Source organism: Streptomyces sp. Je 1-332, from assembly GCF_040730185.1.
In the GTDB taxonomy this organism is placed as follows: domain Bacteria; phylum Actinomycetota; class Actinomycetes; order Streptomycetales; family Streptomycetaceae; genus Streptomyces.
On sequence record NZ_CP160402.1, the window covers coordinates 5,170,292 to 5,189,750 of the forward strand.

The 19,459-nt window shown below is 67.4% G+C and carries 17 protein-coding genes; 7 read left to right on the forward strand and 10 right to left on the reverse strand.

The annotated features are described in order from the left end of the window. Nucleotides 1-40: 40 nt before the first annotated feature. The 4 genes from ABXJ52_RS23630 to ABXJ52_RS23645 form a co-directional block, all read right to left on the reverse strand. Nucleotides 41-631, reverse strand: coding sequence for a malonic semialdehyde reductase (locus ABXJ52_RS23630; protein ID WP_367044674.1), 591 nt, complete (start codon nucleotides 629-631; stop codon nucleotides 41-43). 176 nt (nucleotides 632-807) lie between these two features. Further along, nucleotides 808-1,095, reverse strand: a complete 288-nt coding sequence (locus ABXJ52_RS23635; protein ID WP_367044675.1) for an exodeoxyribonuclease VII small subunit — start codon at nucleotides 1,093-1,095, stop codon at nucleotides 808-810. Nucleotides 1,096-1,105: 10 nt separating this feature from the next. Beyond that, complete coding sequence (gene xseA / locus ABXJ52_RS23640; protein WP_367044676.1) at nucleotides 1,106-2,332, reverse strand: exodeoxyribonuclease VII large subunit; 1,227 nt, start codon at nucleotides 2,330-2,332, stop codon at nucleotides 1,106-1,108. A 383-nt stretch (nucleotides 2,333-2,715) separates the two neighbouring features. Then, nucleotides 2,716-4,158: an APC family permease gene (locus ABXJ52_RS23645; RefSeq protein WP_367044677.1), complete on the reverse strand. Its 1,443-nt coding sequence runs from the start codon at nucleotides 4,156-4,158 to the stop codon at nucleotides 2,716-2,718. Between the two features lie 76 nt (nucleotides 4,159-4,234). Between ABXJ52_RS23645 and ABXJ52_RS23650 the strand changes: the two genes are divergently transcribed. Together ABXJ52_RS23650 and ppgK are read left to right on the forward strand one after the other, a co-directional pair. Further along, nucleotides 4,235-5,227, forward strand: coding sequence for a 4-hydroxy-3-methylbut-2-enyl diphosphate reductase (locus ABXJ52_RS23650; protein WP_367044678.1), 993 nt, complete (start codon nucleotides 4,235-4,237; stop codon nucleotides 5,225-5,227). A gap of 35 nt (nucleotides 5,228-5,262) precedes the next feature. After that, nucleotides 5,263-6,006 carry a polyphosphate--glucose phosphotransferase gene (ppgK, locus tag ABXJ52_RS23655; protein WP_367044679.1) on the forward strand — a complete coding sequence of 248 codons (744 nt, stop codon included), beginning with the start codon at nucleotides 5,263-5,265 and terminating at the stop codon, nucleotides 6,004-6,006. A 78-nt stretch (nucleotides 6,007-6,084) separates the two neighbouring features. Here ppgK and ABXJ52_RS23660 read toward each other — a convergent pair whose 3' ends face one another. After that, nucleotides 6,085-6,768: a DUF6542 domain-containing protein gene (locus ABXJ52_RS23660; RefSeq protein ID WP_367044680.1), complete on the reverse strand. Its 684-nt coding sequence runs from the start codon at nucleotides 6,766-6,768 to the stop codon at nucleotides 6,085-6,087. 197 nt (nucleotides 6,769-6,965) lie between these two features. Here ABXJ52_RS23660 and ychF point away from each other — a divergent pair, with 197 nt between their 5' ends. From ychF to ABXJ52_RS23675, 3 genes are all read left to right on the forward strand, one after another. Further along, complete coding sequence (gene ychF, locus ABXJ52_RS23665; RefSeq protein ID WP_367044681.1) at nucleotides 6,966-8,054, forward strand: redox-regulated ATPase YchF; 1,089 nt, start codon at nucleotides 6,966-6,968, stop codon at nucleotides 8,052-8,054. Between the two features lie 282 nt (nucleotides 8,055-8,336). Continuing rightward, complete coding sequence (locus tag ABXJ52_RS23670) at nucleotides 8,337-10,070, forward strand: DUF262 domain-containing protein (RefSeq protein WP_367044682.1); 1,734 nt, start codon at nucleotides 8,337-8,339, stop codon at nucleotides 10,068-10,070. A gap of 16 nt (nucleotides 10,071-10,086) precedes the next feature. Beyond that, on the forward strand, nucleotides 10,087-10,755 hold the full coding sequence (locus tag ABXJ52_RS23675; RefSeq protein WP_367044683.1) for a UPF0758 domain-containing protein: 669 nt from the start codon (nucleotides 10,087-10,089) through the stop codon (nucleotides 10,753-10,755). Between the two features lie 5 nt (nucleotides 10,756-10,760). On the opposite strand, the gene ABXJ52_RS23680 is transcribed toward ABXJ52_RS23675, so the two are convergent. The 5 genes from ABXJ52_RS23680 to hsdR form a co-directional block, all read right to left on the reverse strand. Further along, nucleotides 10,761-11,870 carry a restriction endonuclease subunit S gene (locus ABXJ52_RS23680; protein WP_367044684.1) on the reverse strand — a complete coding sequence of 370 codons (1,110 nt, stop codon included), beginning with the start codon at nucleotides 11,868-11,870 and terminating at the stop codon, nucleotides 10,761-10,763. A gap of 29 nt (nucleotides 11,871-11,899) precedes the next feature. After that, the gene (locus ABXJ52_RS23685) at nucleotides 11,900-13,420 is read right to left on the reverse strand and encodes a class I SAM-dependent DNA methyltransferase (protein ID WP_367044685.1); all 1,521 of its coding nucleotides are present in this window, start codon (nucleotides 13,418-13,420) and stop codon (nucleotides 11,900-11,902) included. Between the two features lies 1 nt (nucleotide 13,421). Beyond that, nucleotides 13,422-14,363: a nucleotidyl transferase AbiEii/AbiGii toxin family protein gene (locus tag ABXJ52_RS23690; RefSeq protein ID WP_367044686.1), complete on the reverse strand. Its 942-nt coding sequence runs from the start codon at nucleotides 14,361-14,363 to the stop codon at nucleotides 13,422-13,424. After that, nucleotides 14,360-14,959: a hypothetical protein gene (locus tag ABXJ52_RS23695; protein WP_367044687.1), complete on the reverse strand. Its 600-nt coding sequence runs from the start codon at nucleotides 14,957-14,959 to the stop codon at nucleotides 14,360-14,362. The genes ABXJ52_RS23690 and ABXJ52_RS23695 overlap by 4 nt, the downstream gene beginning before the upstream one ends. Nucleotides 14,960-15,060: 101 nt before the next feature. Further along, nucleotides 15,061-17,583, reverse strand: a complete 2,523-nt coding sequence (hsdR, locus tag ABXJ52_RS23700) for an EcoAI/FtnUII family type I restriction enzme subunit R (RefSeq protein WP_367044688.1) — start codon at nucleotides 17,581-17,583, stop codon at nucleotides 15,061-15,063. A gap of 698 nt (nucleotides 17,584-18,281) precedes the next feature. Between hsdR and ABXJ52_RS23705 the strand changes: the two genes are divergently transcribed. Both ABXJ52_RS23705 and ABXJ52_RS23710 read left to right on the forward strand, forming a co-directional pair. Beyond that, nucleotides 18,282-18,566 carry a hypothetical protein gene (locus tag ABXJ52_RS23705; protein ID WP_367044689.1) on the forward strand — a complete coding sequence of 95 codons (285 nt, stop codon included), beginning with the start codon at nucleotides 18,282-18,284 and terminating at the stop codon, nucleotides 18,564-18,566. Further along, on the forward strand, nucleotides 18,548-18,961 hold the full coding sequence (locus ABXJ52_RS23710; RefSeq protein ID WP_328902081.1) for a PIN domain-containing protein: 414 nt from the start codon (nucleotides 18,548-18,550) through the stop codon (nucleotides 18,959-18,961). The genes ABXJ52_RS23705 and ABXJ52_RS23710 overlap by 19 nt, the downstream gene beginning before the upstream one ends. The last annotated feature ends 498 nt before the right edge of the window (nucleotides 18,962-19,459 follow it).

A 19,459-nucleotide genomic window follows, 5' to 3' on the forward strand; every position in this document is an offset into this window, starting at 1 on the left:
CCTCACTCGTACCACCCGCTCGTCGGCAGGTGTGGCGGTCTCAGACGGTCTGGATGACCTGGTCGAGCTCGAGGCGCGGGGAGCGCGGGAACCAGGCGTTCTCGGCGGGCTTGCCGATGTTGACGATCATCAGCGGGGTGTGGTCGCCGTCCAGGAACTCCTTCTGGACACCGGCGGCGTCGAAGCCGGTCATCGGGCCCGCGGCCAGGCCGGCGGCGCGCACGCCGATGATGAAGTAGGCGGCCTGCAGCGCGGCGTTGAGGTGCGCGGCGCCCTCGCGGGCCGGGCGCTCCGAGAAGAAGACGTCCTTGGCCTGCGGGAAGTGCGGGAACAGCGCCGGCAGCTCCTCGTGGAACTCGTTGTCCGCGGAGAGGATCGCGACGAGCGGGGCGGAGGCGGTCTTGGGCTGGTTGCCCTCGGCCATGTGCTGGACCAGGCGCTCGCGGGCCTCGGGGGAGCGGACCAGCGTGATGCGCAGCGGCGACAGGTTGAAGGCGGTCGGGCCGAACTTGACCAGGTCGTAGATCGCCTGCACCTGCTCGTCGGTGACCGGCTCATCGGTGAAGGAGTTCGCGGTGCGGGCCTCGCGGAAGAGCAGGTCCTGTGCGGCGGGGTCAAGGACGAGAGACATGGATCAACCTTCTCGGTGCGTCGTGCGTGGATCAGCTTGCTTCACCGACCGTACGACGCTGCGGTTTAATCTTCAACCAAATCGGGGGTTGGGTGATCCGCTTCACAACGCACCAGGTCAGGGCGAGGCGCCGCGCTGGTCCTGCCGACCTGCCGACCTGCCGACGTGCCATCGCGCTAGTGGTTCTCGGCGTCCTCGGCGTCCGCGCCCGCGCCCGCGTCAGCGCCGTCGTCCGCGTCCCCGTCGGGACCGGCCAGGGCCGCGTCCAGGCGGGCGCGGGCGCCGTCCAGCCAGCGGCGGCACACCTTCGCCAGTTCCTCGCCGCGCTCCCACAGGGCGAGCGACTCCTCGAGCGTGGTGCCGCCGGTCTCCAGGCGGCGTACGACCTCGATGAGCTCGTCCCGCGCCTGCTCGTAGCCGAGTGCGTCCGCCGGGCTCGTGGCCTCGTCCGTCTTGCTGGTCATGTGCCCCACCCTAAATGTCGGTTCGTGCGGTCTCTGTGGCCCGTACGGTGAACTCGCCCTCGGCGACCCGGGCCCGCAGCTCCTCGTCGGGAGCCACCTCCTCTGGGGCGCGCACCACGGCGCCGTCGGCCTTCTGCAGCACCGCGTACCCCCGCTGGAGCGTCGCGGCGGGGGAGAGGCCCACCACGCGCGCGTGGGTGTGCGTCAGCTCGGATTCGGCGCGGTCGAGGAGATGCCCGAGCGTGCGGCGGCTGCGGTCGACGAGCGCCGAGACCTGCTCCTCGCGCTCCTCGATCATGCGGTGCGGGTTCTCCATGGAGGGGCGGGCGAGGGCGTGCGCGAGGCCGCGGTCCTCGCGGTCGAGGAAGGCGTCCATGCAGCGCCGGGCCCGGTCCCGCAGCCACCGCACGCGCTCGTACTCCTCGCCGACGTCCGGCACGACCTTCTTGGCGGCGTCGGTGGGGGTGGAGGCGCGCAGGTCCGCCACGTAGTCGAGCAGGGGGTTGTCCGGCTCGTGGCCGATCGCGGAGACGACGGGCGTACGGCAGGAGGCGACGGCCCGTACGAGCTGCTCGTCCGAGAACGGCAGCAGGTCCTCGACGCTGCCGCCGCCGCGGGCCACGATGATCACGTCCACGGCGTCGAGGGCGTCAAGATCCTTCACGGCCTGCACGACCTGCGGCACGGCGTGCACGCCCTGGACGGGGACGTTGCGCACCTCGAAGCGGACGGCGGGCCAGCGGTGCCGGGCGTTCTCCAGGACGTCCCGCTCGGCGGCGGAGGCGCGACCGGTGACGAGCCCGATGAGCTGCGGCAGGAAAGGCAGCGCCTTCTTCCGTTCGGCGGCGAAGAGCCCTTCCCCAGCGAGGCTCTTCTTCAACAACTCGATCCGCGCGAGCAGTTCGCCCACACCGACGGGCTTTATCTCGACGGCCCGCAGGGACAGCTGCCCCCGGGGCGCGTACCACTCGGGCTTGGCGCGGACGACGACTCGGGCGCCCTCGGAGACGAGGTCCGCCACGGCGTCGAACACCTGGCGGTAGCAGGTGACGCTGACGGAGATGTCGTGCGAGGGGTCGCGCAACGTCATGAATACGACGCCGGCGCCGGGCCTGCGGGACAGCTGCGTGATCTGCCCCTCGACCCACACGGCACCGAGCCGGTCGATCCACCCCCCGATGAGCCGCGACACCTCACCCACGGGCAACGGGGCCTCAGCGGACGTATTCAAAGCCATGCCCGGAGCGTATAACCCACCACCGACACCCCAACTCCCACGCACACCCGCGAAGCCCACCCCGCAGCCCTCCACAACCGCGCTCGCGCCTCGGCCCGCACAACTCCCGCGCCCCGGCCCCCACCGTCGCGGCTCCCACGCTCGGGGCTCTGCCCGGCCTCGCCCCACACAACTCCCGCGCCGCGTACGGGCCGTTCAACCGGCGCTCCTACGACGAGGACCGGACGCGGAGTATCGGGTGGGTGGGCGGGAAAGATCCGCCGCGAAGCGGCGGTTCAGTACCCCGTAAGGCGCCCCCGCCAGCGAAAGCGTTCAGGCCCCCCGTAAGGCGCCCCGCAGCCCAAGCGGCCCCCCACGCCCGGGGGGGGGCAACGCCCACCGAGTCAGTGACCCCCCGGCGGGGGCGAGGAAGCCCCCCGGCGCCCCCGCTGGCCGAACAGCACCGCAAGCCCCGCAGCGAACCAAACCGCCCCCACCACCTGCGCAGACCCCGCAGCCTCCACGATCACGGCAATGGTGATCGCGGCCCCCAGCACCGGCACCAGAAGGTGCCGCCACCAGCTGACCGCCCCTCCCCGCTTCCGTACCGCGAACCACCCCACCACGCTCGCGTGCAGCAAAACGAACGCCGTGAGCGCCCCGACATTCACCACCGACACCAGGTGATCCATCCCGTCGTCCCGTCGAGCCGCCCACACCGCCGCCACCATCGTGATCACAGCCGCGCACAGCAACGCGAGCCGAGGCGTCCCGGAATCCGTCCTCGACAGCGCCCCCGGCAGCCGCCGGTCGCGAGCCATGGCGAACAGGAGCCGACCCGCCGCGGCCTGCCCGGCCAGGGCGGCGAAGGCCGCGCCGATCGCCTTGCTGACGGCCACCAGGTCATGGAGCCAGTCCCCGACCGCCGAGTCGACCGCATCGTAGAAGGCGGACCCCTGCTTGACCGGCTCGGCGGCCAGCTGCGCCGACGACATCGGTTCGAGCAGAGCGACCAGATACGTCTGGGCGATGAACAGCACACCGGCGAGCGCCAGACAGCACAGCACCGCCCGCGCCACCTTCGCCGAGCCCCCCGTCACCTCCTCCGCGAACGAGGCGATCGCGTCGAAGCCCAGATACGAGAGCACCGCCACCGACACCGCCCCCACCACGGCACCCAGCGCGAAGGCCCCTTGCGACCCATCCCCGCTCAGCGGGGAGAGCCAGTCCCGCTGGGCCCCGTCCTGCGCCAGGACGACGATCGCCGACACCACGAAGACAAGGAGGACCACGATTTCCATGGCGAGCACCAGGAACCCGACCCGCGCGGCCGCCCGTACGCCCCACAGGTTCAGCGCGGTCGTCACCACGACCGCGATCGCCGTCCACACCCACCGGGAGACGGAGGGCACGAGCGCCTCCATCGCGATCCCGGAGAAGAGATAGGCGACGGCCGGGATGAGGAGATAGTCGAGCATCGCCATCCACCCGGCGATGAACCCGGGGCCGTTGCCGAGCCCCACGCGCGCGTAGGCGAAGACGGAACCCGCCTGGGGGACCACCTTCACCATCTGGGCGTAGCTGAACGCGGTGAACGCCATCGCGACCGTGGCGATGATGTAGACGAGCGCCACCGCGCCGTGCGACTTGGCGTCGAGCGTCCCGAAGACGCCAACCGGTGCCATCGGGGCGATGAACAGCAACCCGTAGACGACCAGATCACGGAAGCCGAGACTGCGCCGAAGCCCGTCGCCCTCGACAGCGGCACCAGCAGCGCTGTGGGCGCCGCCCGTCGTGTCTGAGTCGCCGGGCTTGCTGGACTGGTCACCGGACTGGTTACCGGACATCGTGCCTCCGTAAGTGAACGCAGGCCCCCAGTCTCCCCAAGAAGCCGATCTTTGACGCGCTGGGCTCGGCCTTACGATGGGGGGCATGACTGCTTCGACTCCTGCCCGCCGAGTCCTGCTCGCCGCCCCCCGCGGCTACTGCGCGGGTGTGGACCGTGCCGTGATCGCCGTCGAGAAGGCCCTTGAGCAGTACGGGGCCCCGATCTATGTCCGCCACGAGATCGTGCACAACAAGTACGTGGTGCAGACCCTGGAGAAGAAGGGGGCCATCTTCGTCGACCAGACGGCGGAGGTCCCCGAGGGCTCCATCGTCATGTTCTCCGCGCACGGAGTGGCGCCGACGGTCCACGCCGAAGCCGCCGAGCGGAAACTGGCGACGATCGACGCGACGTGCCCCCTGGTCACGAAGGTGCACAAGGAGGCCGTCCGGTTCGCCAAGGACGACTTCGACATCCTCCTGATCGGTCACGAGGGCCACGAGGAGGTCATCGGCACGTCCGGTGAGGCCCCCGACCACATCACGCTGGTCGACGGCCCCGACGACGTCGCGAACGTCGAGGTCCGCGACCCCGACAAGGTCGTCTGGCTCTCTCAGACCACCCTCTCGGTCGACGAGACCATGGAGACGGTCGACGCCCTCAAGACCAAGTTCCCGGGCCTGATCTCCCCGCCCAGCGACGACATCTGCTACGCCACGCAGAACCGCCAGGTCGCGGTGAAGAAGCTGGCGGAGGACGCCGAGCTGGTCATCGTGGTCGGCTCCAAGAACTCCTCGAACTCGATCCGCATGGTCGAGGTCGCCCTCGACGCCGGCGCGGCCGCCTCGCACCTCGTCGACAACGCCGAGGAGATCGACGAGGCCTGGCTGGAGGGCGTGACCACGGTCGGCCTCACCTCGGGCGCCTCCGTGCCCGACGTCCTGGTGGACGGCGTCATCGAGTGGCTCGCCGAGCGCGGGTACGGGGACGTGGAGACGGTGAAGACGGCCGACGAGTCGATCACCTTCTCGCTGCCGAAGGAGCTCCGCCGCGACCTGCGCGCCGAGGCCGCCGAGCTGTCACAGAAGTAACGCAGCTGTCGGAGGGTGGCCGTACGGTGGGTCTCATGCAGATCTTCGGTGTGGACATCGGCGGATCAGGGATCAAGGGCGCGCCCGTTGACCTGGACCGTGGAGACCTGGCACAAGAGCGGCACAAAGTACTGACCCCGCAACCGGCCACGCCCGACGGCGTGGCCGACAAGGTGCGCGAGGTGGTCGAGCACTTCGGCTGGACGGGCCCGATCGGCGCCACGTTCCCCGGCGTGATCACCGACGGTACGGCGCGCACCGCGGCCAACGTGGACAAGAGCTGGATCGGCACGGACATCGAGAGCCTGATCGCGGACCGGCTCGGTGACACCGGGCCGGTCACCGTCCTGAACGACGCGGACGCGGCGGGCGTGGCCGAGATGAACTTCGGGGCGGGCCGCGGCCGGACGGGCACGGTCCTCCTGCTCACCCTCGGCACGGGCATCGGCAGCGCCTTGTTCACCGGCGGCCGCCTCGTCCCGAACACCGAGCTCGGCCATCTTGAGCTGCACGGTCACGACGCGGAGAAGAAGGCGTCGTCCAAGGCCAAGGAGGACGAGGACCTCAGCTGGGAGCACTGGGCGCACCGCGTCCAGAAGTATCTGGCCCACGTGGAGATGCTGTTCTCGCCCGAGCTCTTCATCATCGGCGGCGGTGTGAGCCGCAAGTCGCACAAGTTCCTGCCGTTGATCAAGGACATCAAGGCAGAGATCGTCCCCGCGGAGCTGCAGAACAACGCGGGGATCGTGGGCGCGGCGATGGCGGCGGCGGAAAAGTAACCACGCGGAAGCGGGAAGGCCGCCTCCCCGGCGGGTGCCCCGCCTCCCTGGCAGGCAGCCCGGCCCCCGGGTCGGGCCTCACGCAGTGGGCATACGCCGCTTGGCCACTCCCCGCGGCCCCGCGCCCATCCCCGGCCCGGTCCCCGCCCCAGTTGCCGGCCCCTGCCCCGGCCCGGCTGCGGCGGGGGAGACGGCCCGCGCCCGGCGCCGCTGCCCCATGAGCTTGATCCGGCGTCCGGCCACGATGAGAGCGGCGACGATCGTCCCGCCGTACAGCCAGCCCGCGTGCAGCGCGAGCGCGGTGATCAGCCCCATGAAATGTCCGCTGAAGCCGCCGCCGTTGCCCCCGGAGATCGGGATAAGACCCACGGCGAAGGCGATCGGCACGGCCACCGGCGCGGTCACCAGATCGGCGGGCCGCACCCAGAACGCGGTGAGGATGCTCACGGGCACGAACAGCACCCCGTACGCGACGACCGAACTGCCGAAGAGCAGCCACAGCAGACAGGCGAGCAGGAACATCACCGTGGCGCAGAAGAGCCCGCTGCCGAGCCCCGTGAGGCGCGGGTTCGGCATCGCGCGCAGCTTGCGGTAGAGCGGCAGCGCGCGCAGTTTGCGTACGAAGGGCGGGACCGGGCGGCGGGGCCGGGACGCGGCGCGGTAGACCGCCGCCGCCTCGGTGGGCCTGCCCTGCGGCGGCAGGGGCGCGGTGCGTCGCGGCCGGGCCGGAGACTGGGGGGGACGCGTCCTGTGTTGCTCCACCGGACCAACCTAGGTCGAGCCATACCGATAATCCTGCATGGGACACGCCCTTTGGCCGACCTTGGCCAAGCGTTCGATACAAGTCCGGTACGCCGACGAGTGCGGGGCCCGCACGCCGTAGACTGGGGGATCGCCCTACGGTCGCTCCGGCCCTTTGGGCCGTCCACCCACAGCACTCACGTACGGGAAGTCGCAACGTGTCGCTCACGATCGGAATCGTCGGCCTGCCCAATGTCGGCAAGTCGACCCTTTTCAACGCCCTGACCAAGAACGACGTCCTTGCGGCCAACTACCCGTTCGCGACGATCGAGCCGAATGTCGGCGTGGTCGGCGTCCCGGACCCCCGCCTCACGAAACTGGCGGAGATCTTCAGCTCCCAGAAGGTCCTCCCGGCGACGGTCGACTTCGTCGACATCGCGGGCATCGTGCGCGGCGCGAGCGAGGGCGAGGGCCTGGGCAACAAGTTCCTCGCGAACATTCGCGAGTCGGACGCGATCTGCCAGGTCATCCGCGCCTTCAAGGACGAGAACGTCGTGCACGTGGACGGCAAGGTCTCGCCCAAGGACGACATCGAGACGATCAACACCGAGCTGATCCTCGCCGACCTCCAGACCATCGAGAAGGTCCTCCCGCGCCTCCAGAAGGAATCGCGCATCAAGAAGGACATCGCACCGAAGGTGAAGGCGGTGGAGGAGGCCCAGGCGATCCTGGAGAAGGGCGACACGCTCTTCTCCCAGGGCATCGTCCAGGGCTCGGGCCGGGAGGAGCTCCTCCACGACCTCCACCTCCTGACGACGAAGCCCTTCCTCTACGTCTTCAACGTGGACGAGGACGAGCTGACGGACGACGCGTTCAAGGCCGAGCAGAGCGCCCTGGTCGCCCCCGCGGAGGCGATCTTCCTCAACGCGAAGCTGGAGTCGGACCTCGCGGAGCTGGACGAGGAGGAGGCCCTGGAACTCCTCCAGTCGGTAGGCCAGGAGGAACCGGGCCTCGCCACCCTGGCCCACGTGGGCTTCCGCACCCTGGGCCTCCAGACGTACCTGACGGCGGGCCCGAAGGAATCCCGAGCCTGGACCATCCCCCAGGGCGCCACGGCCCCCGAGGCCGCGGGCGTCATCCACACGGACTTCCAGAAGGGCTTCATCAAGGCCGAGGTCATCTCCTTCGAGGACCTGGTCGAGGTCGGCTCGGTCGCTGAGGCCCGCGCGAAGGGCAGGGCGCGCATGGAGGGCAAGGAGTATGTGATGCAGGACGGGGATGTGGTGGAGTTCCGCTTCAACGTGTAGCGGCTGACGTACCACCACATCGCTGATCTGGCAAACATCCAGGTCAGTAGGGGTCCGATCCTCCGGGGTCGGGCCCTTAGCTTTTTCCCGTGCTGGATCGGTGCTGGATAATCTGACCCTTCGTCACCTGCCATCACCTCTCGTCACCCGTACCGTGCTGGATTTGTGCTGGGTGTCCGAGCGGCACGCTGGCACGCAGTGGGACTGCGTCCCTGTCCGACGGATTGTCAGTGCTGACTCTTAGGATTGTCTCGACAGCTGCACAGGCGAGCAGGCACAGCAGTGGAGGGGCAGATGGGGTCATCTCAGGGCTCTGGGCGCGTCACAGCGCCTGAACCGACGATTGCGCCGATTTCGACGCTCGCGCACCGCGTGCTGTCCGGAGAGATCGTTCTTCCGAAGTATCAGCGGGCGTTCGTTTGGGAGCCGGAACAGGTTCTTTATCTGCTGGACTCGGTTCGCCGGAACTATCCCATCGGCAGTTTGCTGATGTGGCGTACGTCCGACCGTAGGCTGGCCAGCGGTCACGAGATTGCTGGACTGACCGCTGTCCCGCAGGTTTCCGGGGCTCTGGTGCAGTACGTCATCGATGGACAGCAGCGGCTGGCGAGCCTTGTGGGCGCGATGCACGGTGAGGGGGCACGGTGGGGGATCGGATTCGACCTGGCCCGTGAGGAGTTCCTGTACCTCACTGAGGAGACCCCGGCCGGTGCGCACGTAATTCCCGTGCGCGACCTGGACTCGGCGAGCTCGATGATGGCGTGGGTGCTGAGGGATAAACCGACCGACGAGCACGTGCGTCGTGCTCAGGCACTGAGCGATCAGTTCCGCGGGTACCAGGTGCCGGTCGTGACCATGCTCGAGGTCACCGAGGAAGACTCGGCCCGCATCTTCGAGCGGATCAACAGCACGGGCACGAGGATGGACATCGTCGATCTTGTGCGAGCCGGGACCTGGTCGAGCGACTTCGACATCAAGGAGGAGATCGAACAGCTGCTGCAGGTCCTCGACCGGAAGCGGTACGGCCGGGTCGACACCAAGTCGATGCTCCGCACGATCTCCGCAGCCGCCGGTCTGGGGTTCTCCACGAAGTCCATCCAGGACCTGAGGCGTCTCGACCGCGCAGAGTTGCAGGACGCGGTGACCGAGGCCAGCAAGGCGGCCGCTCGAGCGGTCGACTTCCTTTTCACTCAGATCCGGACCCCTCGCGCCGAGGCTCTGCCGTACTACAACCAGTTCGCGGTCCTGGTGGAGTTGTTCCGGCAGCTCCCCAAGCCGTCCGCCGATCAATACGCGGCGATCGGCCGGTGGTTCTGGCTGACGGCGAGCAGCGAGTACTTCAAGGGCTGGCGCGAGTCGCAGATGACTGCCGACCTTGACGCAGTGAGCGCCTTCGCCGCCGGCCAGGCGACGGAGATCGAGACCGGGGCGGCCCTGCCGCGCGACGTGCTTTGGCAGCGGACGCAGTTCTCACGTGCCAACGCGCCAACCAAGCTGCACGTCTTGCTGATGTCGTACGAAAAGCCGGTGGACCTCAACACCGGTCAGGCCATCGACACTGACAAGGCGCTGGCCGGGCAGAACGACAAGCAGTTCCACCACTTCTTCCCGCGCGCCTTTCTGAAGCGACGCGGAGTGAGCGCGGCTCGAGCGAACGTGTGCGGAAATCTGATCATGTTGAGCGCGATCACCAATAACAACGTCTCCGACTCTCCGCCCTCCGTGTATCTCAAGGACTTGATCGACTGGCACGGCGAGGACACTCTGAGAGCTCGGCTGCGGACCTGTCTCGTCGAGGAGGACGCCTACCAGGCTGCTCTGCGAGATGACTACGAGGGCTTCTTGAAGGCTCGCTCGCGGACCCTGCACGCGCGTCTGATCGACCTGATCGGATCGGCGGCCGAGGGCGGTGATGGCTCAAGGCCGGACGTCACGTCGATGGGTGCCGAGGGGTCCGAGGAGCCCGACCCCGTACCTGACGACGCGGAGCCGTTCGACCGCGACTCGGTCGACTGAGCCGGGCCTGATCGGCATGCGCATGAAGGAGGTCCCGGCGCAGGATCGGCCACGAGAACGGCTGCTCGACCGAGGTGCGGAGGCGCTGTCCGACCGGGAGCTCCTCGCACTGCTGCTGGGGGCGGGCCTGGCCGGCCAGGACGCCGTGGAACTGGCGGGTCGGTTGATCGCCCGGCACGGCGGGCTGTGTGCGCTCTCGCGCGTCCCTGCTCATGAGCTCGCAGTCGGCCTGCCGGGTGTAGGCCCGGCGAAGGCGGCGCGGGTCGTGGCGGCGTTTCAGTTAGGACGGCGGGCGGCGGTGCAGCAGGCTCCCGGCCTGCGGCGAATTTCCGGCTCCGCCGACCTGGCAGCCGTCGCGAGCCCTCTCCTCCGTGGCTTGCGCCATGAACGCGCGGTTCTGGTGACCTGCGACGGGGCGGGCGCGGTCCTCCGTACCTCAGTCCTCACCGACGGCGCGTCCGACCGCACTCTCGTCCCGGTCCGCGACACCCTCGCCCGAGTTCTCGCCCTCGGCGGTGCCGCGTTCGGCGTCGCCCACAACCACCCCACCGGCCGCCTGACGCCGAGCGAGGCCGACCGCCTCACGACATCCCGCCTTACGGCGGGGGCGGAAGCGGTCGGCCTACGATTCCTCGACCACGTGGTGGTGACGGACGAGGGGTGGCGGAGGGTCCCGCCCGACTGACCCGCCTACAGGCGCCCGGAGAAGGCGGCGTCGAGCAGCCCTTTACGCAGCGTTTCCAGGTCGGCGTCCTGCCGGGCGCCGGCCTCGGCGACCCCCCGGGCTAGTGTGAGGCGCTCCGCGATGCGGCGCTGTGCCGGTAGCGACGGGAGGGGAACCTCCGTGGCGAGCAGTCGACTCACGTTGACTCGCTGACGGCGAGATCCCATGCCACTGCCTTGGTCCTTAAGGCGGTGGTGCAGCCCATCCCAGCGCGCGAGATGAGTCATATAGGAAACGTCAGCAACCTCTTCATCGATATCGAATGTAGGGAATTCGTGCGAGACGTGAATTCCATTAAAATCCGCCGAAACAACGGCAAGCGACCCCTCCCAGCCAAAAAGCTTGCTGTAAACGAACTGCTGACTCTTCAGCTGGTTGTACCGCGGGTATTTGGTTTCATTTCCCGAGATCACGGGTCTGTGGAACAAGCCTCGCCCACGGTTCAGGATTCCGGCAGTGCGATACTTCTTCTCAGGTGAGACTGCGACGAAGTCATTGCTCTCGTCGAGGACACTGGAAAGCGGTCGTTGCTCCGCGATGGAGCCAAATAGCGCATCTGCGTGCTGTCGCACGAGCGCGTCCGACTCCTTCTTCAGCTGTACCACTCGGGAAATACTGCCCATCGCCGCGTCCAGCTTGTCGGCAATGCGGCGTTGCTCCAGCAAGTCGGGCAGCGGAATCTGACTGCTCAGAAATCGTTCGGGTTTTACTCGTTGCCGCCGAGACCCCATACCCGAGGCTTCCTTGCTCAGTGCAGCGTGGAAGCTGGGCCAGGTGACATAATGTCGCACATATCGCGGATCGAGCTTTGTGTCATCGACCTCGAATGTCGGGAACTCGTGCGAGACGTGAATCCCGTCAAACTCTTCCGGTACAGATGCGACGGCCCCTTCCCACCCGAAGAGCTTGCTGTAAACGATTTGACCGGATCGCAGGCGATTGTATTGACGGTAATTTGTCTCCGAACCGAAGATTACGGGACGACGAAACAGTCCGCGCGCGTAGCTATAAAGGCCTGCCGTTTCGTACTGAGCGTCCTCAACGACCGTGACAGCGTCCTTGGTGGGCGTTAGCACCTCACCTAGAACCACGACTGGATACCTGCTCATGACGTGGTTTCACCGAGCCCCGCCTTGAGTCCCTGCAACAGCTCCAGGATCTCTTCCTCCGTTTTCACCAGCTCGTCCACCAGCTCCTCCGGCGTGCGATGAGCCAACTCGTCGCCGATATGCGGGTTGGCGCGGTCGAGGTTGTAGCCGTCCGCGATGATCTCCGCCGCTGGGACCGACCACGCGCGCTCTCCCGCCTCGCGGCCTTCACGGGATTTGCCGCCCCACCAGGCCACGCAGTCGTCGTACTCCTCCAGCCGCTGCGGCTTCGTCTTGGTGTAGCCGCGGCGGCCCTCCGGGAGGGCGATCTCGTAGAACCAGACGTCCCGCGTGGGGCCGGTCTTCTCGAAGAAGAGGATGTTAGACGGAATCTGGGTGTACGGCGCGAAGACGCCCTGCGGCAGGCGGACGACGGTGTGCAGATTGCACTCCTTCATCAGCTTCTTCTTGATCTTCGCGCCGATCGAGTTCTCGCCGGAGGCGAAGAGCGAACTGTTCGGCAGGACGATCGCACAGCGGCCGTCCAGTTTTAGCTGGTCCAGGATCGAGTACAGGAAGAGCCAGGCCGTCTCCTGTGTCTGGAAGGCGGACGGGAAGGCCGTCACGACCGACGACTCCTCCTCCCCGCCGAACGGCGGGTTAGTAAGGACGACGTCGACCTTGTCCGCCGCCTGCGAGTTCCGCATGGTGAGGAGCGCGTTCTCCCGGCGAAGGCGGGGGGCGTGCACGCCGTGGAGGAGCAGGTTCATCGAGGCGAGCAGGTACGGCAGTGGCTTCTTCTCGATGCCCTTGAGGTTCGCGTGGAGCTCACGCTGCTGTGTCTCGGTCTTGACCCTCCCCTCCAGTTCCTCGTGGGCCTGCACCAGGAATCCGCCGGTCCCGCAGGCCGGGTCGAGGATCGTCTCGCCGAGTTCGAGGAACGACTGCCGCACCATGAAGCGGTTGACGGGGCGCGGGGTGTAGAACTCGCCGGAGTCGCCTGCGGCGTCGCGCATCTCCCGCAGGATCGACTCGTAGACGAACGCCATGGTGTGGATGTCGTCGTGCGAAACAAAGTGGATCTTGTTGACGATGTTCACGAGGTCACGCAGCAGCGTGCCCGATTGCATGCGGTTGACGACGTCCTTGAAGATCAGCGAGATGACGTTGCGCGGGTCCTCCGCCCCCCGGTCCGCCTCCCTATCCAGGCCCGCCAGGTATGGGATGAGCTCGTCGTTGACGAAGGTCTTCAGCTCGTTGCCGCTGAGATCCTCGTCCGTCGCCCAGTCCGTCCAACGGTAGGGCTTCTCGATCGCCCGGCGGTATGCGCCCGGGTTCAGTGCCTCGCCCTCTTCCTCGACGCGCTCCTCGAACGCCTTGAGGAACAGAAGCCAGGACAGCTGCGGCAACCGGTCGAGGTCGCCGTTCATGCCGGCGTCCTTGCGCATGGTGTCGCGCGCGGACTTGATCAGGGACGCGAGACGGGCCTGAGTAGTGACGGGTGCCTTCTCCGCCGCTTTCCTTCTGGTCGCTGTCATGTCAGTTCAGTTGGTCCTTCTGCTCGTTCTGTCCCGGAAATGCGATATCTCCGTCGCCCGCCCCCGCGTCCTCGGCAAGCGTCCGGGCCCACAGCTCGCGGACCAAGGTAATCGCGGCGTCGAGGGTCGGTGGAATGCCGGTCGCCAACTCCTCGGCGATCTCCGGATAGTCGACCCGCCACCGCGGCGGCGGGTCATGAAGGACGAGGGGAACCTCGTGCGTGGCCCGTACCGCGAACACGTGTCGCACGGTCTTCAACAGGTCCATGTCGCCGGAGAGCCCGCTCTCGATCAGGAGCACGAGGTCCACCAGATCCTTGACCCGGGTATTGGGCCGGTCGCCGTAGTCGCGGGTGAGCGCGTGGAGTTTCTCTGCGAAGTGCTGACGCCGATCGACCGCCTCGATCGCACGCGCCGGCGCCCCGGCGAACTCCAGTGTGTTGGGCAGGGGTAGGAGCTCGGTGCGTGAGATCTCCTCGCCACGGTCGACCACGTCCACCCTGACACCGGCGAAGACCTTCCCCGCCAGGTGCGCCTCGACGGAAAAGCGCCACCCACCCCGCCCGGCGACGTCCGCCTTCAGAGCGACCGGCGTGGCGACACGGAACCGGAATCCGTCGGCGTCGAGGTCGCGGTCCAGGGCCTCGATGAGCAGCTCGCGGACCGCATCCCCGTCAAGACCTCCGCCGACCGGCTCGGGCCGTACCGCCAGGTCGAGGTCCTTGGTGGTGCGCGCGCGCCCGGTGAAGCGGAACTCCATGACGGCACCACCCTTCAGCACCCAGCCGCCGACGCGGTCCTCGGCCAGCCGTGCCGCGAGACGGTCGAAGACGACCAGCCGCCGACGTCGAGCCAGGTCCGCACCGGTCTCGGCGGCCTCCTGCTTGAGTCGCGCCTCCAGCGCCCTTCTCAGGTCCGCCGCATCCCGGTATCGCCCGGTCACGACAGCGCCCCGAGTGCGCGCTCGATACCCAGCTCGGATCGTGGTCCGCACAGTTGGGCTGCGTGCAGCAGCTTCCGGCGGGTGATCATGCCGCGCTCCAGGGCCTCGGACACCGCGGATTCGAGCACGTCCTGGTCCTCCCCATCGGCCGCACTCTCTGCCAGCGCCCTCAGGGGCGTCGTCACCCGGTACCCGGTACGCCCCTCGCTGTCTCCGGTTCCGAGTTCGGCGCGGTGCAGGATTACGGCGCCCGCGCTCTGGCGAAAGCCGTGCGGCACGGTGAGATGGATGCGGGAGGGGTTGGCCACTCCCAGGTCATGAGCCGCAAGGGCGCTGGTGTGGGAAACCACCGCACGACCCTTGCTCCACAGCGACCAGCGGACGAACTGCTCGTCGCCTTCGCTCGGCAGGTCCGCAAACTCGCGGAAGCGGTAGATCGCCCGGTCGACCAGAAGCCAGTTGCCGTGCTGCGCGTGGTAGCGCTGGGCCTGGTATGAATACCCCGCCGTCCGCGCTTGAGCGGCGGTGAAGTACCCCCGCTGCCCGGCGGCGATCCGCCAGAGCGCGGCGCGGGTATCCGTACGGTCTCTGAGCACCCCTTCAGCTTAGCAGTACTTAAACACAATGCTGGCTTTACTTTTACGGGTCCTATCAACATCAAAGTAAAGTCAGCTTATATTTCTACGACTTGCGCGCGTCAGACCGCAGTGAGCAGACGGGTCGCGAGATCGTCGATGGCCTGATGTGCCTTCCCGGGCTCTCCGAACCGGCTGGTCAGCTCGGCCACCCGTCCCATCTCGGTGAAGGGCGGCACCCTGAGCGTCTCCACCTTCAGCTGCGGCGACCCGGACTCCTCGAACTTGAGGAGCATTGCTTCGAGCACCTCCCTGGCTCGGTCCCCGAAGGAGTCCAGGAACTCCGCATGCTCCCGGCGGAACCACGTCAGTCGTTCGTCCCGGCTCACGACGGCGAGCCCATCCCAGGCTACGGACACCAGCAGGTCCACGGGGTCCACCTCGCGCATGCCCAACTCCTCGGGCAGACGCTCGACGTCGATCTGTGCCGACTTCAGTGCCGCCATCAGAACGGCGCGGCTCTTCGCTTGCGCCCACTGAGTACGCAACTGGGCCGGGTCAAGGTCGAGTTCCAGCACCCGGTCGTGCACCCACTGCTGCACGGTCACCAGTTGGAGTCGCTTTCCGTCGTCCTTCAGGATGTACCGCAGCTCACCCACCTTGTACACGTCGACATCTTTGACTGTGTACCGGTTCCTGGAGCGGGAAAGAATCCTGTCGATCTCCTCGGCGTCGGTGATGTCGCCGTCCTGTGCTCCGGCCACGGAGTCGCCGTCAGCGTCGAAGACGCCACCGTCTTGCCGGGTGTACTCCGCCTGTGGCTCAGCGGCGGACTCGGCGTCCGTATCCTGCCCGGACTCAGTCGCAGGGGTCAGATCCTCCGAGTCCACCACTCCACCCTGATCGTCGGTCCAGTCCCGGACCACCTTGAGCGGCGGTCCGTCGAAGGCCGGGTCGTCGAAGAGCCGCGACGCCTCGACGAAGTCGATGATGTCGAACGACTCCTTGCCGATCTCCGGGCAGAGTCGAGTGCCCCTGCCGATGACCTGCTTGAACTCCGACATGGAGGCCATCCGTCGGAACAGCACCACGTTCCGCACGGGTGGCATGTCCACCCCCGTCGACAGCAGCTTCGACGTCACCGCGATGACCGGCTCGTTGCTGTCCGCCTTGCGGAACTCCTCCAGTGCTTCGCCACCGTGCGAACCGTCGTCTCCGACGATGCGCCGCACGAAGTCCGGGAGCGCGGCGACCTCCTCGGGGGCGGCGTTGAACAACGCGGTCCGCATACGGGCCGCGTGGTCGTTGTTCTCGCAGAAGACGAGGGTCTTGCCGAGCCGCCTCTCCTCGGCCGTGGCGCGCAGATGGTCAAGGAGGTATCGAGCCGCCAACTCGGTCCGCTCAAGGATCACCATGACCCGTTCGTAGTCCTTGGGGCCGTAGAGATTGTCGGGGATCTCCCGGTCGTAGATGTCCTTCTCACCCGGCTGCGGCCGGTAGCCCTCCACGTCCACGTTCAGCCGGACCCTGCGCAGTCGGTACGGCGAGAGGAATCCGTCCTCGATACCGTCCTTGAGTGAGTACGTGAAGACGGGGTTGCCGAAGTACTCGTACGTGTCCGTCTTCCGCCTGTCATCGGCGACCGGCGTGGCCGTGAGACCGATCTGTACAGCCGGCGAGAAGTACTGGAGGATCCTCCGCCAGCGGCCGTCACTGGCGGCGCTCCCCCTGTGGCACTCGTCCACAATGACGATGTCGAAGTAGTCCTCCGGGTACTCCCGGTAGAGCTCTTCTCCCGGCGCACCCTGCTCCAGGGTCTGGTAGAGGGCGAAGTAGACCTTCCGTCCGCGCTTGGCCTCACCCCCTGTGATCTTGTAGACGTCGTCCTTTCCGAACACCTCCTGGAAGTAACGGTCCTTAGGGTCGTCGACGAGCATGTTGCGGTCCGCGAGGTACAGCACACGTGGCTTCCGGCCGCCGAATACCTCGGGCGCGTTCATCAGTCGCGCCACCAACTGGAGCGCGAGCATGGTCTTGCCTGTGCCCGTTGCCAGGACGAGCAAGATGCGACGCTCGTCGCGGGCCAGAGCGGCCAAGGCCCTTGTCACGGCCACCCGCTGGTAGTAGCGCGGCCGCTGGGATGTGCTGTCGGAGTTGCGCAGCGTGTAGTCGTACGCGGTCGAGAGGAGTCGCTCGCCGAGAGGTGTGTCACTCACACCCTGGTCCTGAAGGAACCGCCCCCAAAGCTCCTGTGGGGAGGGGAACTCCTGGATGTCCCGGATCACCGGCTGCTTCGGGTTGCTGAAGTCGATCTCCACGATGTCACGGCCGTTGGTGGCGTAGGCGAATCTCAGCCCCAACTTGCGCGCGTACCGTCGTGCCTGCTCGACCCCGTTCTCTGCGCTGAGACGGTATCGCTTGGCCTCCACCACGGCGATCGGAACGTCCGCGACGTACTCCAGGACGTAGTCGGCGACCAGCGGCCTTCCCTTGCGGTGACGCCTCTTGGTCGGCACGAGTTGCCCGTTGTTGATCCCGTACTGGGACCTGATCTGCCGAGTGGCCCACCCGGAGGCCGCGAGTGCCGGAAGGACGAACCGCTTGCACGTTTCGTCCTCGGTCAACTGATTCGAACCGAAGGTCATGGGGTCAGGTTTACTGCATGTCTCTGACCGTCGAACCGGGAGAGCGGAATCAGCCACCACTCCGGCCGGATTTCCTCTGGATTGCCAGGTCGGCAGCCTCACGGGAGCCCGTGGCCGGGCTGATTGGCGGTCCGCGAAGGCCCCCGCACTCGTTACGGCACCTCGCCGTCTCGGCTGCGTTGGCAAACGGTGCCTTGTTCCACGAGCTCTCTCCGTGGCTCGGTCACAAGCCGACCAAGGTGACCGCGGACATCTGCAGCCCTTTGATCACCGAGGCATGGGACCGTGACGCCCGGTCGTGGCAGACTCGGAGTGACCTCGCCCGCAGCGTGGCGGACTGGATGTGCTGGATAAGTTTCGACGGTGCTGGATCGGTGCTGGATGCCTGCGCATTTCTGCAGGTCAAAGCCTCACCGTGGAGTTCCGGTTCAACGTGTAGCGGGTGACTCAACACCGCGTCGCTGATCTGGCAAACATGCAGGTCAGATTGGGTCCGACTCTTCGGGGTCGGGCCCTTTGTTTTTCCCGTGCTGGGATGGGATGAGGGTGCCCGTGCTGGGATTCGGGCAGCGATCTGCCCGATATGAGGGTGGGCGCGAGGGCCTTCACCCACCCCACACGCCTACTTAACGCTCCTGGGGGGGGCTTGTGGCTTCCGGCCGTGGCACTTTTCCTACTCGTTTGACACAATCGGTGGCATGGCTGATACGACGTACGGCATCGGGGAAGGTCCGGCGACGCGGGTGAGTCTGTCGCTGCCGGAGGGGACCGCGGAGGCGATCCGGGCGCGGGTGGGTAAGCGGGAGTTCTCCGCGTTCATCGCCGAGGCGGTCGAGCGTGAGCTGCGCGGGCAGGTCCTGGACGAGTACCTGGCGGACTACGAGAGCCGCAAGGGGCCGGTCTCCGAGCCGGCTCGTCAGCGGGCACGCCAGGTCTTCGACGAGGTGTTCGCCGAGGAGGCCGAGTGGCCCGCCGCAGGCTGAGTCACGAGGGGACGCTGGTCCTCGACAGCGAGGGATTCTCGAAGCTGCTTGCCGACGACGAGCAGGTGGTGGCTCTGATCGCTGAGGCGCGCTCGCGCGGCATGGAGGTCGTGATCAGTGCGCTCACCATCATCGAGGCCGTCCACGCCCGTACGAACAAGTCCCGCTTGAATTGGGTGCTTTCCGGCCTGCGGGTCGTTCCCGTCGGCGACGAGGAGGCGAGGGCAGCCTCGAAGCTGCTGATGAATGCCGGATTGCACGGACACAAGTACGCGATCGATGCGGCCGTCGCCGAGGCCGCGCTGCGACAGCATCGCCCCGTGGTCATGCTGACTTCCGATATTGACGACATGGCCAAGCTGTGCGGCGAGCGGGTACGGCTCGTGGCGGTGTGATCTCCCTTGGTCCGGCTCAGTAGGAGCGGGGTCCGTAGGGGCCCCAGTGACCGAGGAAGGGCCTGAGGTCGTCGCCGCTGGGTTTCGGCAGCGTGGGCAGTTTCGGCGCTGAGGCCGATTCGGTGAGGTTTTGGGGGTGCGCGGGGCCGTGCCCGGCAAGCGCCTCCTCGAATCTTGCCGGTTTGTCGCCCTTGGCTCCTGGCGGCTCGCTCAAGCGTGAAGGCGGGGCCCTCGGCGGCGTGAAGGGGCGCTACCTCATCGACAAGTCCGCGCTGGCTCGCCGGGGCAAGCCTGAGGTGCGGGCGCGGCTGGATGCGCTGATCGCGACGGACTCCTCGCGGTATGCACCCCGACTGAGTACGAGGTTCTTTACTCGGCGCGCGGCAAGCCTGAGGCGCTGCGACTGCGCACCCTGCTCTGCGGTTTCGACTATCTGCCCTGCAACGAGACATGATCGCTTCGGTGAGCGGGCTGCGAGCCGAGTGGGTCGTGGAACCC